Annotated in this window: 18 protein-coding genes; 5 read left to right on the top strand and 13 right to left on the bottom strand. The window is 74.0% G+C overall.

Annotated features, from left to right (window positions below; genetic code table 11):
* Positions 1-24: 24 nt before the first annotated feature.
* Positions 25-1,215, top strand: a complete 1,191-nt coding sequence (locus tag OMK64_RS02895; protein WP_272726470.1) for an amidohydrolase — start codon at positions 25-27, stop codon at positions 1,213-1,215.
* A 61-nt stretch (positions 1,216-1,276) separates the two neighbouring features.
* Here OMK64_RS02895 and OMK64_RS20995 read toward each other — a convergent pair whose 3' ends face one another.
* The 7 genes from OMK64_RS20995 to OMK64_RS02860 all read right to left on the bottom strand — a co-directional run bounded on the left by OMK64_RS20995 (position 1,277) and on the right by OMK64_RS02860 (position 6,779).
* The gene (locus OMK64_RS20995) at positions 1,277-1,681 is read right to left on the bottom strand and encodes a PPOX class F420-dependent oxidoreductase (protein ID WP_272726469.1); all 405 of its coding nucleotides are present in this window, start codon (positions 1,679-1,681) and stop codon (positions 1,277-1,279) included.
* A 98-nt stretch (positions 1,682-1,779) separates the two neighbouring features.
* Positions 1,780-2,583, bottom strand: a complete 804-nt coding sequence (locus OMK64_RS20990) for a methyltransferase domain-containing protein (RefSeq protein WP_272726468.1) — start codon at positions 2,581-2,583, stop codon at positions 1,780-1,782.
* A gap of 80 nt (positions 2,584-2,663) precedes the next feature.
* Positions 2,664-3,341 (bottom strand): hypothetical protein, encoded by a 678-nt coding sequence (locus tag OMK64_RS02880; RefSeq protein ID WP_272726467.1) that lies wholly within the window; start codon positions 3,339-3,341, stop codon positions 2,664-2,666.
* An 89-nt stretch (positions 3,342-3,430) separates the two neighbouring features.
* Complete coding sequence (locus tag OMK64_RS02875; protein WP_272726466.1) at positions 3,431-3,598, bottom strand: heme biosynthesis protein HemY; 168 nt, start codon at positions 3,596-3,598, stop codon at positions 3,431-3,433.
* Between the two features lie 62 nt (positions 3,599-3,660).
* Entirely contained in the window at positions 3,661-4,581 is a 921-nt protein-coding gene (locus tag OMK64_RS02870) for an alpha/beta hydrolase family protein (RefSeq protein ID WP_272726465.1), read from the bottom strand.
* A 169-nt stretch (positions 4,582-4,750) separates the two neighbouring features.
* Positions 4,751-5,434, bottom strand: a complete 684-nt coding sequence (locus tag OMK64_RS02865; RefSeq protein WP_272726464.1) for an HAD family hydrolase — start codon at positions 5,432-5,434, stop codon at positions 4,751-4,753.
* 40 nt (positions 5,435-5,474) lie between these two features.
* Entirely contained in the window at positions 5,475-6,779 is a 1,305-nt protein-coding gene (locus tag OMK64_RS02860; RefSeq protein ID WP_272726463.1) for an MFS transporter, read from the bottom strand.
* Between the two features lie 104 nt (positions 6,780-6,883).
* Here OMK64_RS02860 and OMK64_RS02855 point away from each other — a divergent pair, with 104 nt between their 5' ends.
* From OMK64_RS02855 to OMK64_RS02845, 3 genes are all read left to right on the top strand, one after another.
* Positions 6,884-7,639 carry a class I SAM-dependent DNA methyltransferase gene (locus OMK64_RS02855; RefSeq protein WP_272726462.1) on the top strand — a complete coding sequence of 252 codons (756 nt, stop codon included), beginning with the start codon at positions 6,884-6,886 and terminating at the stop codon, positions 7,637-7,639.
* A 90-nt stretch (positions 7,640-7,729) separates the two neighbouring features.
* Positions 7,730-8,293, top strand: coding sequence for a YqgE/AlgH family protein (locus OMK64_RS02850; protein WP_272726461.1), 564 nt, complete (start codon positions 7,730-7,732; stop codon positions 8,291-8,293).
* A 409-nt stretch (positions 8,294-8,702) separates the two neighbouring features.
* On the top strand, positions 8,703-9,380 hold the full coding sequence (locus OMK64_RS02845) for an SPFH domain-containing protein (protein WP_272726460.1): 678 nt from the start codon (positions 8,703-8,705) through the stop codon (positions 9,378-9,380).
* Between the two features lie 63 nt (positions 9,381-9,443).
* Here OMK64_RS02845 and OMK64_RS02840 read toward each other — a convergent pair whose 3' ends face one another.
* From OMK64_RS02840 to OMK64_RS02830, 3 genes are all read right to left on the bottom strand, one after another.
* Entirely contained in the window at positions 9,444-9,689 is a 246-nt protein-coding gene (locus OMK64_RS02840; RefSeq protein ID WP_272726459.1) for a helix-turn-helix domain-containing protein, read from the bottom strand.
* Positions 9,689-10,186: a DUF2975 domain-containing protein gene (locus OMK64_RS02835; RefSeq protein ID WP_272726458.1), complete on the bottom strand. Its 498-nt coding sequence runs from the start codon at positions 10,184-10,186 to the stop codon at positions 9,689-9,691. Before OMK64_RS02835 ends, OMK64_RS02840 begins: the two co-directional genes overlap by 1 nt.
* Positions 10,187-10,350: 164 nt before the next feature.
* On the bottom strand, positions 10,351-12,336 hold the full coding sequence (locus tag OMK64_RS02830; RefSeq protein ID WP_272726457.1) for a glycoside hydrolase family 11 protein: 1,986 nt from the start codon (positions 12,334-12,336) through the stop codon (positions 10,351-10,353).
* A gap of 426 nt (positions 12,337-12,762) precedes the next feature.
* On the opposite strand from OMK64_RS02830, the gene OMK64_RS02825 reads away from it, so the two are divergent.
* Positions 12,763-13,605, top strand: a complete 843-nt coding sequence (locus tag OMK64_RS02825) for a class II glutamine amidotransferase (RefSeq protein WP_272726456.1) — start codon at positions 12,763-12,765, stop codon at positions 13,603-13,605.
* A gap of 66 nt (positions 13,606-13,671) precedes the next feature.
* Here the strand turns inward: OMK64_RS02825 and OMK64_RS02820 are convergent, their stop codons facing one another.
* The 3 genes from OMK64_RS02820 to OMK64_RS02810 form a co-directional block, all read right to left on the bottom strand.
* Positions 13,672-14,310 carry a hypothetical protein gene (locus OMK64_RS02820; protein ID WP_272726455.1) on the bottom strand — a complete coding sequence of 213 codons (639 nt, stop codon included), beginning with the start codon at positions 14,308-14,310 and terminating at the stop codon, positions 13,672-13,674.
* Positions 14,311-14,428: 118 nt separating this feature from the next.
* The gene (locus OMK64_RS02815; protein ID WP_272726454.1) at positions 14,429-15,502 is read right to left on the bottom strand and encodes a zinc-dependent alcohol dehydrogenase family protein; all 1,074 of its coding nucleotides are present in this window, start codon (positions 15,500-15,502) and stop codon (positions 14,429-14,431) included.
* A gap of 247 nt (positions 15,503-15,749) precedes the next feature.
* Positions 15,750-16,931 (bottom strand): hypothetical protein, encoded by a 1,182-nt coding sequence (locus tag OMK64_RS02810; protein WP_272726453.1) that lies wholly within the window; start codon positions 16,929-16,931, stop codon positions 15,750-15,752.
* Positions 16,932-16,968: the final 37 nt, after the last annotated feature.

The raw sequence follows: 16,968 nt of genomic DNA, 5'->3' as shown, positions 1-16,968 counted from the left end.
TCGGGCCGGGTTACCGTCGGTCGCATGCACCTCGTCGTGAGCAACGTCCGTCCGTGGGGAACCGAACCGTCCGACGTCGTGGTGACGGACGGCGTCGTGAGCGCGGTCGTCCCCGCGGGTACGGCCGTCGCGCCGGAGGGTGCCGAGGTCGTCGACGGGCGTGGCCTGCTCGCGCTGCCCGGGTTCGTGAACGCGCACGCGCACGTCGACAAGTCGTGGTGGGGCCAGTCGTGGGTGTCCTACGGCGGCGAGGCGACGACGCAGGGCCGCATCGCGCACGAGCGCGCCGAGCGCGACCGCTACGGGATCCCGTCGGTCGCGTCGACAGCCGCGGTGCTGCGCGAGTTCGTCCGCCACGGCACGACGGCCACGCGCACCCACGTCGACGTCGACCTGGGCGTCGGGCTGCGCGGCATCGAGCACGTCCGGACCGCGGCCGAGGAGCTCGGCGGCGCCGTCGAGGTCGAGGTCGTCGCGTTCCCGCAGGACGGCGTCGTCCGGCGGCCCGGCGTGCTCCGCCTGCTCGACGAGGCCGCCGCCGCCGGCGCCACGCACGTCGGCGGGCTCGACCCCGCGGGCATCGACCGCGACCCCGTCGCGCAGCTCGACGGGCTGTTCGAGATCGCCGAGCGGCGCGCCGTCGGCGTCGACGTGCACCTGCACGACCGCGGCGACCTCGGCGCGTTCCAGGTCGAGCTGATCGTCGAGCGCACGCGCCGCGCCGGTCTGCACGGCAAGGTGACCGTGTCGCACGGCTTCGCGCTCGGCGAGCTCCCCGCCGGCCGCCAGGAGGACCTGCTCCACGAGCTCCGCGACGCCGGGATCGGCTGGGCGACCGTCGCACCCGTCGGCACCGCACCGCTCCCATGGCGCGGCATGCGTGAGCGCAGCATCCCCGTCGGTCTCGGCACCGACGGCATCCGCGACCTGTGGTCCCCGTTCGGCGACGGGGACCTGCTGCGCATCGCCCTCGGCTTCGCGCGCCTGCACGGGCTGCGCACCGACGACGACCTCACCGGTGCCGTCCGGCTCGCGACGTCGTCCGCCGCCGCCTTCGTCGGGCGCGACGTGCACGACCTCGTCGTCGGCGCCCCCGGCGACCTCGTGCTGCTCGACGCCGAGAACGTCCCCGACGCGCTCGTCCGCGTCCCGCCGCGCGCCCTCGTGGTGTCGCGCGGCCGGGTGGTCGCCCGCGACGACGTCGTGCTCGTCTGAGCCCTTCCGGCGTCGCGGCCGTCGCTCGGCGCGCGACCAGGCGTGTCCGGTGCTCAGCAGGTCAGCGGAGGTCGCGCGACGACATGACGCGGTCGGCCGCGAGGCGCAGGACGACGCGCTCGACGCCCGGCCGCGGCGGTCGGTACCGCTCGGCGTACCGGTGGAGCGCGTCGGCGAGCTCGCCCGGCTCGTCGACGACGGTGATCTCGCCCTCCAGCGTGAGCCAGCGCCGGCCGTCGACCTGGCAGAGCGCGGCCCGTGCGGCGCGACCGCTCTCGGCCGCGCGGCGCACGTTGGCCGCCTTGACGCTGCGCGGCCCGGTCGTCGTGCGGGTCACGCCCGCGATCTCGTCCCAGGTGAACCCGACCGGGACGACGTGCGGGGTCCCGTCGGCACGCAGCGTCGTGAGCGTCGCGAGATGGCGCTCGGTGACGAACGCGAGCTGGGCGTCGGTGAGGCGGAGCACCGCTCGAGCGTAGGGCCGGCGATGCGCACCGCCGCCGGAGGGCGCGGCGTCGTGGTGTCGCCGCGTGGCTGCGCGGACACCGACCCGTGCACCGGTCGTCACGGACGCGACAGCCGGTGCCCGACGGCGAACGTGCGCGTGAACCCGAGCACGACGCCCCACGGCTCGCGCGGGTACGCCGCGTCGAGCGCGGCGGTGTAGTCGTCGAGGAACGCGGCACGCTCGGCGTCGTCGGTGAGCACGTCGAGCACGGGCCGCAGCCCCGTGCCGCGCACCCACTCGAGCACGGGGGAGCGCTGCGCGCCGCCGGGGTCCAGCACGTGCTCGTACGTCGTCTGCCAGACGTCCACCTCGAGCCCGAGCGACGCGAGCGCCCCCAGGTACTCGGCCGGTGCGGCGACCGCGGCGGCGCGGTGCAGGACCGGGAGCAGGTGGTCGGCGCGCGGGTGGCGGGCGGCGACCTGGCGCATGAGCGCGTGTGACGGTGCGTCGAAGTTCGAGGGCACCTGCATCGCGAACCAGCCGTCGTCAGCAAGCGCGTCGGCCCAGCGCGGCAGCAGATCCAGGTGTCCCGGCACCCACTGGAGCGCCGCGTTGGTGACGAGCACGTCGACCGGCGCGCCGAGCGTCGTCGGGTCCCACTCCTCGGCCCGCACCTGCACCCACTCGACCCGATCGTCCGTGTCCAGCGCACGGGCGGCGTCGAGCACCTGCGGCGAGGAGTCGAGCCCGACGACGCGTGCCCCGGGCCAGCGCCGCGTCAGGCTCAGCGTCAGCGGCCCGTCGCCGCATCCGAGGTCCACGACGAGCCGCGGCTGCTCGGCGCCCACGCGTGCCAGCAGGTCGGCGAAGGGCCGCCCACGGTGCGAGGCGAAGAGCGCGTACTGCTGGGGGTCCCACACAGCCGACCTCCGACGTCGACGAGACTTATCTTGACGTCAAGATATCGCTCGCGGAGGTCCCGCGTCGGCGGCCGTCGGGGTCAGAGCGTCGTGCGCGTGCGGCGCAGGAGTCGAGCGGCGACGACGAGTCCGCCGGCGACGACGAGCAGCACGACACCTGTGACCAGCGCCTCGTTGCCCGACTCCAGCAGCCGCGCGATGTCGGAGTAGCCGGCGTCCGCGGGGTCCGACGGATCGAGGTGCACGGCGTAGAAACGCTCGGCGACGTACCAGTGGTTGGCCCACTCGGCGACCAACCAGACGCCTCTCACCGCCGCCAGCACCGCGCCCGCGACCGCCCAGCCCGTCAGGACGCGTCGCCACCGCGCCGGAGCGAGGCGGGGAGCCGCGTCGAGGTCGTCGACCGGCACGCGCGGCTCGCCGGGCGGGGTCGCAGCGGCGCGGGCGCGGGTGGCCGTGTCGTCGTCGACGGGCACCTCCGCGACGTCGTCCGCACGTCGCGACTCGAGGATCGTCCGCCGCGTCATGACGGCCTGACCGAGCACCAGGAACAGGAAGCCCCAGATCGCGTACCGGTCCGTCGCCGCGACCGCCCGGAAGTCCCCGGTGCCGCGGCTGATCGCGTTCCAGTTGAGGGCGGCGACGAGGTTGCCCGCTCCGATCGCCGTGAGCAGCCCGCCGAACGAGAGCCAGCGCCTGAGGAGACGATCGCCGGGCGTCGCGTGCACGCGAACGGTCGGGTGCGTCGTCCGCGTCATCGCCGGCCTTCCCTGGGATCCGTGGCGTGCTCGTGGACCCGCAGGTAGCGCCCCCACCGCACGCGGCGCGGGCGTTCGGGGAACTCTCGTCAGCCGGCGTTGCGGAGCATGAACTCCGTCTCGGTGTCGCGGCCCATCACCGGGTCGGGCGCGTCGCTGCTGGCCTGCGAGGTGATGGTGTCGGCGATCCGCACCGGCTCGGGCAGCGTGGCCCAGCGCGCGCGTGGGTCGGCCTGTGGTGCCGGTGCGTCGTCCATGCGTCCTCCGTCGTCCGCGGTGCGTCTCCCCGCAGGTTAGCCCTGCGGGGAGACGGGGACCGTCAGAACGGGCAGCTGCTGCGGACCTCGGAGTAGGCGAGGCCGGACGGCGGCGGGCAGAGGAACTGCGTGTACCGGGTGTCCTGGTCGACGAACCGCTTGAGCCACGCGATGGTGTTGCGGGCGATGGGCGTGTTCGACGTGTTGGGCGCGAAGTGGCTCGCGCCGCGCAGCTCGACGTAGGTCCGCGGCGTCGTCGCCGGGAGCGACGCGTAGAACGGCTCGGAGTGGGTCGTCACGGGTGCGATCGAGTCGTTCTGCGCCCCGACGACCAGCGTGGGCGTGCTCACCTCGGGCCAGGTCTTGTCGAGGTTCCACGGCGTGAGCGCGATCGCCGCGCGCAGCGACGGGTCGTCCTTCGCGGCCTCGAGCGTGCCTCCGCCGCCCATCGAGTGGCCGGCGACGGCGAGCCGGGAGGCGTCGACGCGGTCGCGCACCGCGCTGCTCGTGGTGAGGTACCGCAGCGCGGCGAGGAGCTGGTCGCCGCGCGATGACGGCTGGTCGGACGTGGTGATGGTGTCGATCGTGAAGACGACGAACCCTTGGGACGCGATCCGGTCGCCGAGCCAGGCGATGCTCGACTGCCGCGCGGTGTACCCGGGCGAGACGGCGACGGCGCCGAACGTGCCCTGCGAACGGTCGGTCGGGTAGTAGATCGTCCCGCCGCCGAACCCGCTCACCAGGAACCGGGACACGGACGTGGACGACGTGGCGAACGGCCCGCGCACGGCCTCGACGGACGCGGTGGTGGGTGCGGGGCCGCGCTCGTAGGGGTTGTCGGCGGCGAGCGCAGGGGAGGCGCCGGCCGGGGCGATCCCGGCCAGGGCGGCGGCGAGCAGGACGGTGGCGAGACGGCCTCCGGAGGGTCGGATCTTCATCGACGTGCCTTCCCAGGAGTCGGACGAGTCGACGACTCGTGTCATCGGTGACGTTACGCGCGGAGAGGCGCGCACGGAAGACCCAACCGACTAGTTGGTATGTGTGGTGCTAGGGGACGTCGCGAGGGCCCGACGAGGCGCGTGCCACAGCGCCGCGCGCCGCGAGCGACAGGAGTGACGTCCTGTCGACGGGCGTGCCGCGGTCACGGGCGTCTCAGCGGCCCAGCACGAGCGCCAGCACACGGTGCAGGCGCGCGTCCTCCGGCCGGGCGAGGGGCGGCAGCACGAGCGTGGTGATGCCGATCCCGGCGGCCGCCCCGTCCCAGGCTCCGCGGTCCCCGACCATGAGCACGTCGGCAGCCGGCAGGCCGAGGCCGTCGAGCGCGGCGCGGAAGATCGCAGGGTCGGGCTTCGCCACGCCGAGCTCGAAGGACAGCGCCCAGACGTCGACGAGGTCGGCCCACGTCCGTCCGTCCGGCAGCGGGTGCGCGGCGAACACCGGTCGCAGGTCGACGTGGATGTCGCTCACGACGCCGACTCGCACCCCGGCGTCGGACAGTGCGACGAGGAGCGGCTCGACGTCGTGCGCGAACGGGTCGAGCGACACGTCCGACTCGACCGCGTACAGCGCCGCGGCGAGCTCGTCGTCGATCCCGGCGGTGCGGAACCAGTGCGCGTACGCCGCGCGGTGCTCGGCCGCGTCGGTGTCGATCGTCGACGACTCGACGCGTGTGCTGTCGGTCGCGCGCAGGCGCGCGAGGACCTGCTCGACGGCGTCGTCGCCGTGCGGCCGCCCGAGCCGCTCCAGCGCGGTCGCGACCAGCCAGGCGTACGTGGGGGCGACGACGAGCGTGCCGCGCCAGTCGAGCAGGACCCCGCGGAAGCCGAGCGTCGTCACGGTGCGCGACCCTACCGCCGGAGCTCCGGGCTCCCGCCCGTCAGGACCGATCGGCGTCGGCGGCGGCCCGGTCGTGGGCGACGAGCGCGCGCGCACCCGCCGCCGCTGCGGCGAGGAACGACGCCGCGAGCGCCACGTAGGCCCACCGCACGCCCCACGTGTCGGTCACGGCCCCGAGGGCGAGGGCGGTGACCAGGGCGCTGCCGGGGAGCGCCGCGGTCCACACCCCCATGACGCGACCGCGCAGGTGCGGCGCGGAGACGAGCTGGACGAGCGTGTTGGCCGCCGCCACCCACCAGATCGAGACGAACCCGAGCACGGCGGCGGCGACGACGGCCACGGCGAAGCCGGGAGCGAGCCCGACGGGCAGGATCGCGAGCCCGGTGGCGAACGCCAGCACGGCGACGCGCCGTCCCGTCGGGGCGCCACCGCCCGCCGCCGCGATCGCTCCCGGCAACGCGCCGAGCCCGAACGCGGCCATCAGCGCACCGAATCCCTGCGGCGGCAGGCCGAGCGCGTCGGTCGCCAGGACCGGCACCATGACGCCCTGGTTGAAGATCATCGTGCTGGCCGCGGCGAGCAGCACGCACGCGCGGATCACCGGCTGCCCGAAGGCGTACGCGACGCCGGCACGGAACCCCGCGGCGGGCCGCTCACCGGTGTGCACCGCGGTCCGGGCGCGCAGCCCGCGCAGCGCGACCAGGACGCCGAGCGGCAGCAGGTACGTCGCCGCGTTGAACGCGAAGCAGGCGGCGGGACCGACCAGGGCCAGCAGCACGCCGCCGACGGACGGTCCGATGACGCGCGCCGCGTTCATGACGACCTCGTAGAGGCTCACGGCGCTCGCGAGCCGCTCGGGGCCGACGAGGTCCAGCACGAACACCTGTCGCGCCGGACCGTCGACGGCCGCGACCAGCCCGGAGGTGAAGGCGATCGCGAGGACCACCGGCACCGTGACGACGCCCGTCGCGGTGAGCACCGCGAGCAGCGCCCCGAGGGACAGGAGCAGCACCTGCGTGACGAGCAGCAGGCGGCGACGGTCGAACCGGTCGACCAGCGTGCCCGCGGGCGCGGCGCCCACCAGGATCGGCAGCATCGCCGCCGTCGTGACGAGCCCGAGGTCGACCGCACGGCCGGACAGGTCGAGCACGAGCCACGCCAGACCTGCGGCCTGCGTGACGTGCCCCGACGACGACAGCACCTGACCCGAGAACCACCACCGGTAGCGCCGGTCCTGCAGCGACGAGAAGGCGGCGCGCGTCCGGTCGAGGCCCGCGCGCACCGACGCCGTCGTGGCGGGGGCCGGTGCGAGGGCGGTGTCGGGGCTGCTGTCCGTGCGCGTCACCCGGCGGATCCTTCCACCGCGGTCCGCCCAGGGCCGCTCGAATACCGGGCGGTGGCCAGGAAAGGAGTGCGCGGGGTCGGGTGCGTCGTGCGAGGTTGGCCCGCATGGAGCGCTCGATCTTCGACCTCACCCAGGACGAGCTGTGGGACGCCGACGTCGCCGCCCGGTACGACACCCCGGGGGAGGGGATGTTCGCACCCGAGGTGCTCGGGCCGACGGTCGACCGTCTCGCCGCGCTGGCCGGTGACGGGCGCGCGCTCGAGCTCGCGGTCGGCACGGGCCGCGTCGCGATCCCGCTGGCCGAGCGCGGGGTGGCCGTCACGGGCCTCGAGCTGTCCCGGGCGATGATCGCCCGGCTGCGCGAGAAGGCCGACGAGCGGACGCTGCCCGTCGTGCACGGCGACATGGCGACGACGCGCGTCGACGGCGAGTTCCGGCTCGTCTACCTCGTCTTCAACACGATCTCGAACCTGCTGAGCCAGGACGCGCAGGTCGAGTGCTTCCGCAACGCGGCCGCCCACCTCGAGCCCGGCGGCCGGTTCGTCGTCGAGCTGTGGGTCCCGCAGCTGCGGATCCTCCCGCCCGGCCAGCACGCGACGGTGTTCGCCGTCGAGCCTGGGTACGTGGGGGTCGACACCGTGGACGTCGTGCGGCAGCTCGTCGTCTCGCACCACGTGCGGTTCGGCGGCGACGAGGGCGTCCGCCTCGGACGAAGCCCGCACCGGTACGTGTGGCCCGCGGAGCTCGACCTCATGGCGCGTCTCGCCGGCCTCGAGCTCGAGTCGCGCTGGGCGGACTGGGACGGAGCGCCGTTCGACGAGGACTCGACGTCGCACGTCTCCGTCTACCGCCGCCCGTAGCGCGGTCGTCGACGGGCCGCGGCCCGCGCGCTCACCCGGACGGACGCGCGGGCTGCTGCGGCTCCGGCGGGCGTCGCGGATGATGGGACGGTGACGGACGACCCGGCGCTCAGCGGCCGGCTGCTGGTGGCGAAGAACCGGCTGCTCGACCCCAACTTCCACCGTGCCGTCGTGCTGGTCCTCGACCACGGCGACGAGGGGGCGTTCGGTGTCGTCCTGAACCGCCCCGTCCCGGTCGACGTCGACGTGGTGCTGCCCGCGTGGCAGGAGCACGTGAGCACGCCCGCGACCCTGTTCCAGGGCGGCCCCGTCGGCCTCGACGGCGCGATCGGCGTCGTGACGGCACCGCCTGGCGCGCCCCTGCCCACGACCGTGGACCGGCTCGTCGGCCCGTTCAGCCTCGTCGACCTCGACTCCGACCCGGCGGCGCTCGCGGGTCTCGTGACGGGCGTCCGCGTGTTCGCCGGGCACTCGGGGTGGGGTGCCGGGCAGCTCGAGGGGGAGCTCGAGGAGGGGTCCTGGTACGTGCTCGACGCGGAGCCCGACGACGCCGTCACGCGTGACCCGTCGACGCTGTGGCGGCGCGTGCTGCGGCGGCAGGGCGGCGACCTCGCGATCGTCTCGACGTTCGCCGAGGACGCGTCGCTCAACTGACCGACCGCCGACGTTGCGCAGCGCGGGGGCGTCGTGCGCGGCGGACGCCCCCGGTGCCCGGACGGCGGCGGGGCCAGGACTGTGGATAACCCGGTGCGTCGCTCGGCTGCCCGCACCTACGCTCGCCCACGCTCCGGGAGCAGCCGGACGGCGTCGCCGTCGCGGGTCCTGCGCGTCGTCCGGAGCACCTGCGTCAGGTGCAGGCGCCCTCTGGAGGCGTTGTGGGTTCGACTCCCAGTCTGCCGACCGGCGCGTGGTCGAGCGGGCCTGACGCGGTCTGCGACTCCCGTCGACGACGGGACGTCCCCCGCGTCCGGCCCGACCACGCGCCGGCCGGTGCCCCCGCAGGACGCAGCATCCCCGGGCCGACGGTCGGCGCCGGGACGTCGGACGGGAGGAGGTCGAGCAGATGAGGCTGGTCGTGCAGGAGTGGGAGCGGGTCCTGGTGTACGAGGACGGGCGGTTCGAGCGTGTGCTCGGCCCGGGCCGGCACCGGCTCTCGGCGTGGCGGCGCCGGACCGTCCGGGTCGTCGTGCGGCCGCGCGTGGTCCACGTCCCGCTGCAGGAGGTGCTCACCGGCGACGGGCTCGCGGTCAAGGTGAGCCTCACGTCGACCGTGCGCGTCGCCGAGCCGCGCACGTGGTTCGAGGCCGTCGACGGGCCGGACGCGTTCCTCCACGCGGCGACGCAGGTCGCGCTGCGGGAGGCGGTCGCCCGCCGGACCCTCGACGAGCTGCTCGCGGACCGGACCGTCGTGCCGGAGGAGCTGGTCGCCGCTGTCGCACCGGCCGCCGCCCAGGTCGGGCTCGCGGTCGAGCGGCTCGCGCTGCGTGACGTGATCGTGCCGGCCGAGCTGCGGCGCGCCGCGGCCGAGGTCGTCACGGCGCGAGCGCAGGGGCTCGCGGCGCTCGAGCGGGCACGGTCGGAGGTCGCGGCCACGCGGGCCCTGGCCAACGCGGCGCGGCTGCTCGACGGGCAGCCGGGCCTGCTCCAGCTGCGGACGCTGCAGGCCGTCGAGGCGGGCGGTGCGACGGTCGTCCTGTCGGCCGACCCGGCCGGGACGGCGTCGGCGCGCGCGACGTCCTGAGACCGCCGCGGAGCACGCACGGGCCCGGCCCCTCGTCGAGGAGCCGGGCCCGTCCCGTGCAGGTCAGCCGGTCGCGCGGAGGTCGTCGTCGGGGTCACCCGCGGCGGCGGCCTCCCAGCGCAGCAGGTCGCCGGGCTGGCAGTCGAGCACCTGGCAGAGCGCCTCGAGCGTCGTGAACCGGACGGCCTTGGCGCGGCCGTTCTTGAGGACCGCGAGGTTGGCGGGCGTGATGCCGACGCGGTCGGCGAGCTCGCCGACGGACATCTTGCGGCGCGCGAGCATGACGTCGATGTCGACGACGATCGGCATCAGATCACCTCGTCGAGCTCGGCGCGCAGGGTCGTCGCGGTGGTGTCGAGCGCGACGGCCTTGGCGAGCAGCATCCGGAGCACGAACACGACGAGCGCGATGAGCGCGGTGCCGACGCCGCCGACGACGACGAGCATGACCATGCCGGGCGGAACCTCCTCGCCGGGGGCGAGCAGGAACGACAGGACGACCGCGAGGAGCGTCGCGGCGATCGCGCAGCCGATGACGACGTCGACCCAGCGGAACGCGCGCGTGGAGAAGACCGTGTCCTTCTTGACCATCGTCACGAGCTTCCAGATGCAGACGAGCGCGACCTCGGCGGCGAGGGCGAACAGGAAGCCGATGATCGGCAGCGCCCAGCGCAGGTGCGCCACGTCCGGGCCGGCCTCCTGCAGGTCGATGCCGAGCAGGGGCATGAGGAAGAACTGCACGAAGAGCAGACCGGTGAACGCGAGAACGATCACCACGCGCAGGGCGAGGATGGCCAGACGGCCCATGGGCACCTCACTGAGAGTCGATCTATCGAGAAACGATAGAAGACTATCGTTTCGCAAGAGATGCGGCAAGGCAGGTCGCGGACGCGACCGAGGCCGCCCGCGGTGACGTACGCGGACGGCCTCGGTCCGGGAGGGGCCGGTCAGTCCTCCCGTTCAGGTGACGTCTACCCGGTCGCGCACGACGCACCCGGAGTCGTGCTGCTCCCGTTCTTGTAGAACGTCACGCCGAAGGAGTTGCCCGACCCGTTGGGGCGGGCCTGACGCGTGCTGCCGCTGCCGCTCAGCGTCGCGTTCCAGCTGCTCTGCACCGACTGGCTGCCGTTGAGCGTCAGGGTCACGACCCAGCTGCTCGAGCCGCTCACCGTGTAGGTCACGTTGAAGCGGTCCGACCACTCCTCGGCCCGCGTCGCGGTGACCGTGCACGAACCCGTGCTGCCGCCGCCGGTGTTGCCGCCACCCGTGTTCCCGCCACCGGCGCTGGACGGTGCGACCGCCCGCCCGGTCGAGGACGAGATGTGCCCGGTGCACAGGTTGCGCGAGCGCAGGTCCTGCAGGATGCCCGGCAGGGCCTGGACCGTCGCCGCGGGCCAGTCGTGCATGAGGATGATCTGGCCGTTCGTCAGGCGGGAGGCCGCCTGCCTGATCTGGTCGGCGCTCGCGTTGTTCCAGTCGTTCGAGTCGACGTCCCAGATGATCTCCCGCAGGCCGAGCGACTGCTCGACCGACTTCAGGGTCGCGTTCGTCTCGCCGTACGGCGGGCGGAACAGCGTCGGGGTGACGCCGGCCGTCTGCTGGATGGCCTGCTGGGTCCGCGAGAGCTGCGACTGGATGTCGCTCTGGCTCATGTTCACCAGGTGCGGGTGGTCCCAGCTGTGGTTGCCGATCTGCAGGCCGGCGTTCTTGTAGGCCTGCATGAGCGACGCGTTGTTCTGCGCGTTCTGCCCGGTCGGGAAGACGGTCGCGGTCGCGCCGTACTGGTTGAGCGCCGAGATGATCTGGTTCGACGTCCCGCTGTTCGGCCCGTCGTCGAAGGTGAGCCCGACGTAGCCCGCGGAGCACGACTGCGGCTGCGTCGTCTGCGTCGGCGTCGGGGTGGGTGTCGTCGTGCCGCCACCCGTGCTGCCGCCGTTGCACGTCGCCGCCGGCGTGGTGCTGTTGCCGTTCTTCATGACGGTGATGCCGAACGAGTTGCCGGAGCCGTTCGGGGTGACGGTACGGGTGGACCCGCTCCCCGTGACGTTGGCGTTCCACGAGTTCTGGATCGACTGGCTGCCGCTGAGCGCGAGGTTCACGGTCCACGAGCTCGAGCCGCTGACCGTGTAGTTGACGTTGAACCGGTCGGACCAGTCCTCGGCGCGCGTCGCGGTCACGGTGCAGCCGGAGCTGCCCCCGCCGGTGTTGCCACCGCCCGTGTTCCCGCCGCCGGTGTTGCCGCCGCCGCCCGAGCCCTCGGAGACCGTGATGTTCGACGACCCGCTGCTCTGGTACCCCTCGGTCGCCATGATCATGTAGTTGTGGTTGCCGAGGTTCATGCCCTTGGACGCCCACGCGTCGAAGTGGTTGCCGGACGTGATGGTGCCGCCGACCCGCTTCTGCTGGCGCACGCTCCAGTACTGGTAGAACGTCGAGCTGTTGCCCTCGATCGACGGCTTGTTGACGCGCTGCGTGCGGTAGATGTCGTACGTGCCGCCGTCGCTCGTGACGGTGCCCATGAACGTGCCGGTCGGCCGGTACGTGCCCCAGCTGTCGACGATGTAGTACTCGATCAGCGGGTTCTGGGTCCAGCCGTAGAGCGTGAGGTACGCGTTGCCCGACGGGTTGAACTGGCCGGAGTAGCTGACGGTCTTGCGACCACCGGTCTGCCAGCCCTTGCCGGCCACGAAGTTGCCGGTGTTGCTCCACTGGGTCGAGTAGTTCCCGCCCGACCCCATGTCCATGGAGACGGTGCCCTGGCTGTCGGTCCAGAACGAGTACCACCAGCCGTTGTTCGTGCCGGTGGAGTTCGACGTCACGGCGGCGGACGCGGGGCTGGCGATCGCGAGCCCCGCGGCGACGAGCGCGCCGGCGGCCAGCAGGGCCGTCAGCGCCGTGAGCGGGCGGCGTCGCCGGTGGCGGGGGCCACCACGGCTTCGAACGAAAGTATCGGTCATCGTGCACTCCTTCGTGCCGATCGTCGGGACGGGCGGAGGTCGTCCGGACCCGTCGCGTCCTCGCGGTGCGGGGCGTCGGCGGCCGGACGTGCCGGGGGCGCGGGAGGCGCCAGCAGCGTCGATATCGTTATCGACGCCGAGTGTGGCCCAAGACGACGGCGATGCCGAGGGGTCTGCGGACACCTGAACCGATTAAGAGGCGACGGCCCGATCGACCGTCGCCGCGTCGGGACCGAGTCGCGCACAGCCGACTTTCGATAGTTCCGAGGCCGCGTCCGGGCGCCGACGTTGCCGGCGGGGCCGCCACCGCCGCGCGGCACGACGCATCCCGCGCGGCAGCCGGTGCCGGGGCTGGGCAACGCCGGTGAACCGGCGCAGAGTGAGCACGACGGGCCCGACCCGCGGGCGCCGGCAAGGAGGCCGACCATGTGCCGCTGGCTCGCCTACACGGGCTCCCCGGTCACGCTCGACGACCTGCTCTACAAGCCCGCCAACTCGCTCGTCGTGCAGAGCCTGCACAGCCGGCTCGGGGCCGAGCCCACCAACGGGGACGGGTTCGGCGTGGGCTGGTACGACGAGCACGCGCCGCAGCCGGGCCTGTTCCGCAGCATCGAGCCCGCGTGGAGCGACCGGAACCTGCGCGAGATCGCGCAGCACGTGCGGTCCGGGACGGTGTTCGCGCACGTCCGCGCGACCAGCGGCTCGGCCGTCCAGCAGTCCAACTGCCACCCGTTCCGGCACGACGGCTGGCTCTTCATGCACAACGGCTTCGTCGACGGCTTCGCGACGTTCAAGCGCGACCTCCAGCTCGCCGTCGACCCGTCGCTGTTCCCCCTGATCGAGGGCACGACCGACTCAGAGACGCTGTTCCACCTCGCGCTGACCTGCGGTCTCCAGGACGACCCGCCGTCCGCCGTCGCCGCCGCGATCGGGCTCGTCGAGGACGCCGGGCGGCGCCACGGCGTCACCTACCCCGTGCAGGGCACCGTCGCGGTGACCGACGGCCGGCGGCTGTGGGCCTTCCGCTACTCGTCGGAGGGGCGGTCCCGCTCCCTGTTCCGCAACCAGGACGTCGCCGTCCTGCGGCACCAGTACCCGGACAACCCCGTGCTGCACGACCTGTCCGACGAGACGCGGGTCGTCGTCTCCGAGCCGCTCGGGGACCTGCGCGGCGCGTGGCTCGAGGTGCCCGAGAGCAGCTGCCTGGTCGTCGACGGAGGCGAGGAGGAGATCCGGCCGTTCGCGCCGACCGTACCGGCCGCCGCCTGACGACCCCCGGCGGGATCGGTCACGGGGCGGGCGCAGGCCAGGCGGGGTGCGCGGCCCACGCTGCGGTCAGGCGCGGCCGAGCTGCTCCATGAGGTCGTCGGCGACCTGCTGCGCGGTGTACGCCTCGAACGCGTGCTCGTCGAGCGACGAGACCTCGAGCTGGACGAGCGCATCCGCGTCCTCGTCGTGGAACAGCGCGGTCGCCTCGCCGTAGCCCGGACCTGGGTACCAGCGCTGGTTGACGTGCACGTCGACCCCGGCCACCTGCACGGTCGACGGCTCGTTCTCCTGGTCGGACGTCGTGCGCTGGTCGAGGAAGAGGGCGACGGTGGCGCCGGCGTCGGTGGACGAGCCCGCCTGGATCAGCTGCAGCTGCGCGCTCAGGTCGTCGCCGCGGAACTCGCACACGTAGCGGAAGGCGTCGTCGGTGGACGCGTCGTCGCCGTACGGCCCCCAGCCGCTCAGGTCGGTGCGGGCCGTCGCGCCGCGTGCGACGACCTCGTCGGTGAGGACGCAGTCGTCGCCCGACAGCACCGGCGCGGAGCTGCCGTGGCCGGCCGAGCCGGGCCAGCCGTCGGCGGCGGCGTCGAGCCACGCGGTCGGGACGGCCGTCGCGGGCTCCGCCTCCTGCGGTGCGCCCGAGCACCCCGCGAGCAGCAGGGCGGGCAGGCAGAGGGCGGCGGCGAGCGGCAGCGGACGGGTCACGGCGGACACCGTAGGGGCCGTCGAACGGCCGGCGTCGGACCGTCCACGCAGGTCGCGACGCGGGTGCGCGTGACCGGACGCGCTCCGGTGTGGGCGGGGGTCGCGTCCGCGCCGCGCGTCAGGGGCGCAGCAGCACCTTGGTCGCGCGGCGCTCGTCCATCGCGGCGTACGCCTCGGCGACCTCCTCGAGGGGGAGCTCGAGGTCGAAGACCACCCCCGGCTGCAGGCGCCCGTCGAGCACCTCCGGCAGCAGCTCCTCGATGTACCCGCGGACCGGGGCGACGCCGCCGCGCACGCCGACGTTGGTGTCGAACATCGTCCGCACCGGCAGCTCCGGACCGCCCGCCGGGACCCCGACGAAGCCGACCTGGCCGCCGGGCCGCGCCGACCGCAGCGCCTGGTCCATCGACTCTGCCGTCCCGACGCACTCGAGCACGACGTCCGGGCCGACGCCGTCGAAGAGCTCCTTGAGCCGCGCGACGCCCTCGTCGCCGCGCTCGGGCACCACGTCCGTCGCACCGAGCGTCCGCGCGAGCTCCTGCCGCTGCGGGTGCCGTGACATCGCGACGATCCGCGACGCCCCGAGCCGGCGGGCGGCCGCGACCGCGCACAGGCCGACCGCGCCGTCACCGACGACCGCGACCGTCGAGCCCGGGCCGACGCCGCCGGACAGCGCCGCGTGGTGCCCGGTCCCCATGACGTCGGACAGAGTGAGGAGGTGCGGGACGAGCGCGCGGCCCGCCTCGCTCTCCAGGTCGAGGTCCGGGACGACGACGAGCGTGCCGTCGGCCAGCGGGACCCGGACGCGCTCGCCCTGGCCGCCGTCGGCGAAGCCGCCCTCGCGGTCGGCGGAGCCCCACCAGCCGCCGTGCAGGCACGACGTGCTCACGCCGTTGCGGCAGTTCACGCACGTGTCGTCGCACACGTAGAACGGCGCGATGACCGCGTCGCCGACGGCGACGTGCTCGACCGCGTCACCGACCTGCTCGACGACCCCGATGAACTCGTGCCCGATCCGCTTGGGCGACCGCACCGGCTGCACGCCCCGGTAGGTCCACAGGTCCGACCCGCACACGCACGCCGCGACGACCCGCACCACGGCGTCGCGCCCGCTGCCGCCCTCGCGCAGGGCCGGGTCCGGGACGTCCTCGACCCGGACGTCCCGCTCGCCGTGGATGACGGTCGCGCGCATGGCTGCTCCTCGGAGGTTCGGGGGGCCGTCCGGCCGACGGCGCGGTCAGTGTAGGCACCGCTCCCGACCGGGCGCGTGCGCTCGCAGTGGGACGGGCGGGTGGGTGGTGCCCCTCGGGCGCCCCGCGATCAGCCGGGCGGGATCAGGTCGGCGCCCGACCAGGGCTCGCGCACGATGACCTCGCCGTCGCGGACCTTTCTGCCGGACAGTTGCGCCTGCGGTGCTGACGAGCGGCTCCCCGTGGTGCCTAGCCTTGCGCTTCGCGGTCCCATCGTGCGCGCACGGTCCCGTCAGCGTCGGGCATGACCGCCTCGATGAGCGGCTCCTGCTGACCGGCGTGACTCGGGCGCCACCAGGCCGCTCGGGCTCCGACGAGGTCGGAGCGCAGAGAGGCCGCATCGTCCTCCCCGACCATCCGGGATCGGAGCGCGCCGTCGGCGGTGAGCCAGACCAGCTGGTCATGGACGATGTCGTCGACCGGGCGGGCCAGGACGGCGTCGACGTCGGGGTCGAGGTCGGGCCAGACCGCGACCGCGCACCGGGGCCGTAGGTTCGGGCGCGGTGAGCCGGGTGTGAGCCGGTGCCAGCGGGTCCAGGCGGCGTGCTCCTCGAGCAGCACCGCTCCCTGGGTGGCGACGACGGCGTCAACCTCGGACCAGAACTGCGCGTCGATCGGGCGGTCGATCTTGGGACCGCTGTCGTCGAGCCACTCGCTGAGCACGAGGTCGAGCTCGGTGGCGAAGATCCCGGCCGCGCGGGTCGCGGCCACCGCGCCCGGACACGGTGTCGAGGTCCCGATGTACATGTACATGTCCCAGTCGACGTGCACGAGCATCCGGTCGGCCTCGAGCTCGCATCCGTGCGTACCGCCCCGGAACCCGGCCTGGATCAGCGCCTGTGCGTCCGCGATGTCGAGAAGGGCGCCATCGACGTAGCCGGTGAGGTCGGTACCGAACAGTCTCGCCAGCACATCGCCTGGGGCCAGGGGCTCCTCGTCCGGGTTCGAGCCGACGAAGCGCGGGGCTCGAACGGCGAGGTGGGTCACCCCCAGCTCGCCGGCGAACGCCGCGATCGCGGTCAGGTACGCCGCCTCCCGCGGGCCCTCGTCGGTGTCGCTGTCCAGCGGCCCGACGTAGCCATCGGGCCCGTAGTCGCGTGGGTCGTACTGCGCCACCTGGTACGCGTGCGGCAGCACCATTCGATCCTCCGGCCTCTCGCGAGGCTGCATCGTCTCACCGGCGCAGGTGCGCGGTGGACGGTTCGAGCAGTCCCGCGCCCTCCGCCGGCAGTGACGGCCGAGGCCGTCCAGGCGGGCCCGGGTGACCGCGATGCGGTGCGGGGTTGCGCCGGCGGTTGCCGCCGCGAGCCGGCCGGCCGGTGACGGTTCGTGCGCCCGAACGATGCCGGGATAGGTGCGGCCCCTGTGCATCGCGGAGCAGCGTCACCACCGTGACACGGAGGGGAGC

This window comes from Cellulomonas fimi, assembly GCF_028527925.1.
GTDB lineage: Bacteria > Actinomycetota > Actinomycetes > Actinomycetales > Cellulomonadaceae > Cellulomonas > Cellulomonas fimi_C.
Note: the sequence above shows the minus strand (reverse complement) of the source record. Positions and strands in the feature narration are given on the sequence as shown.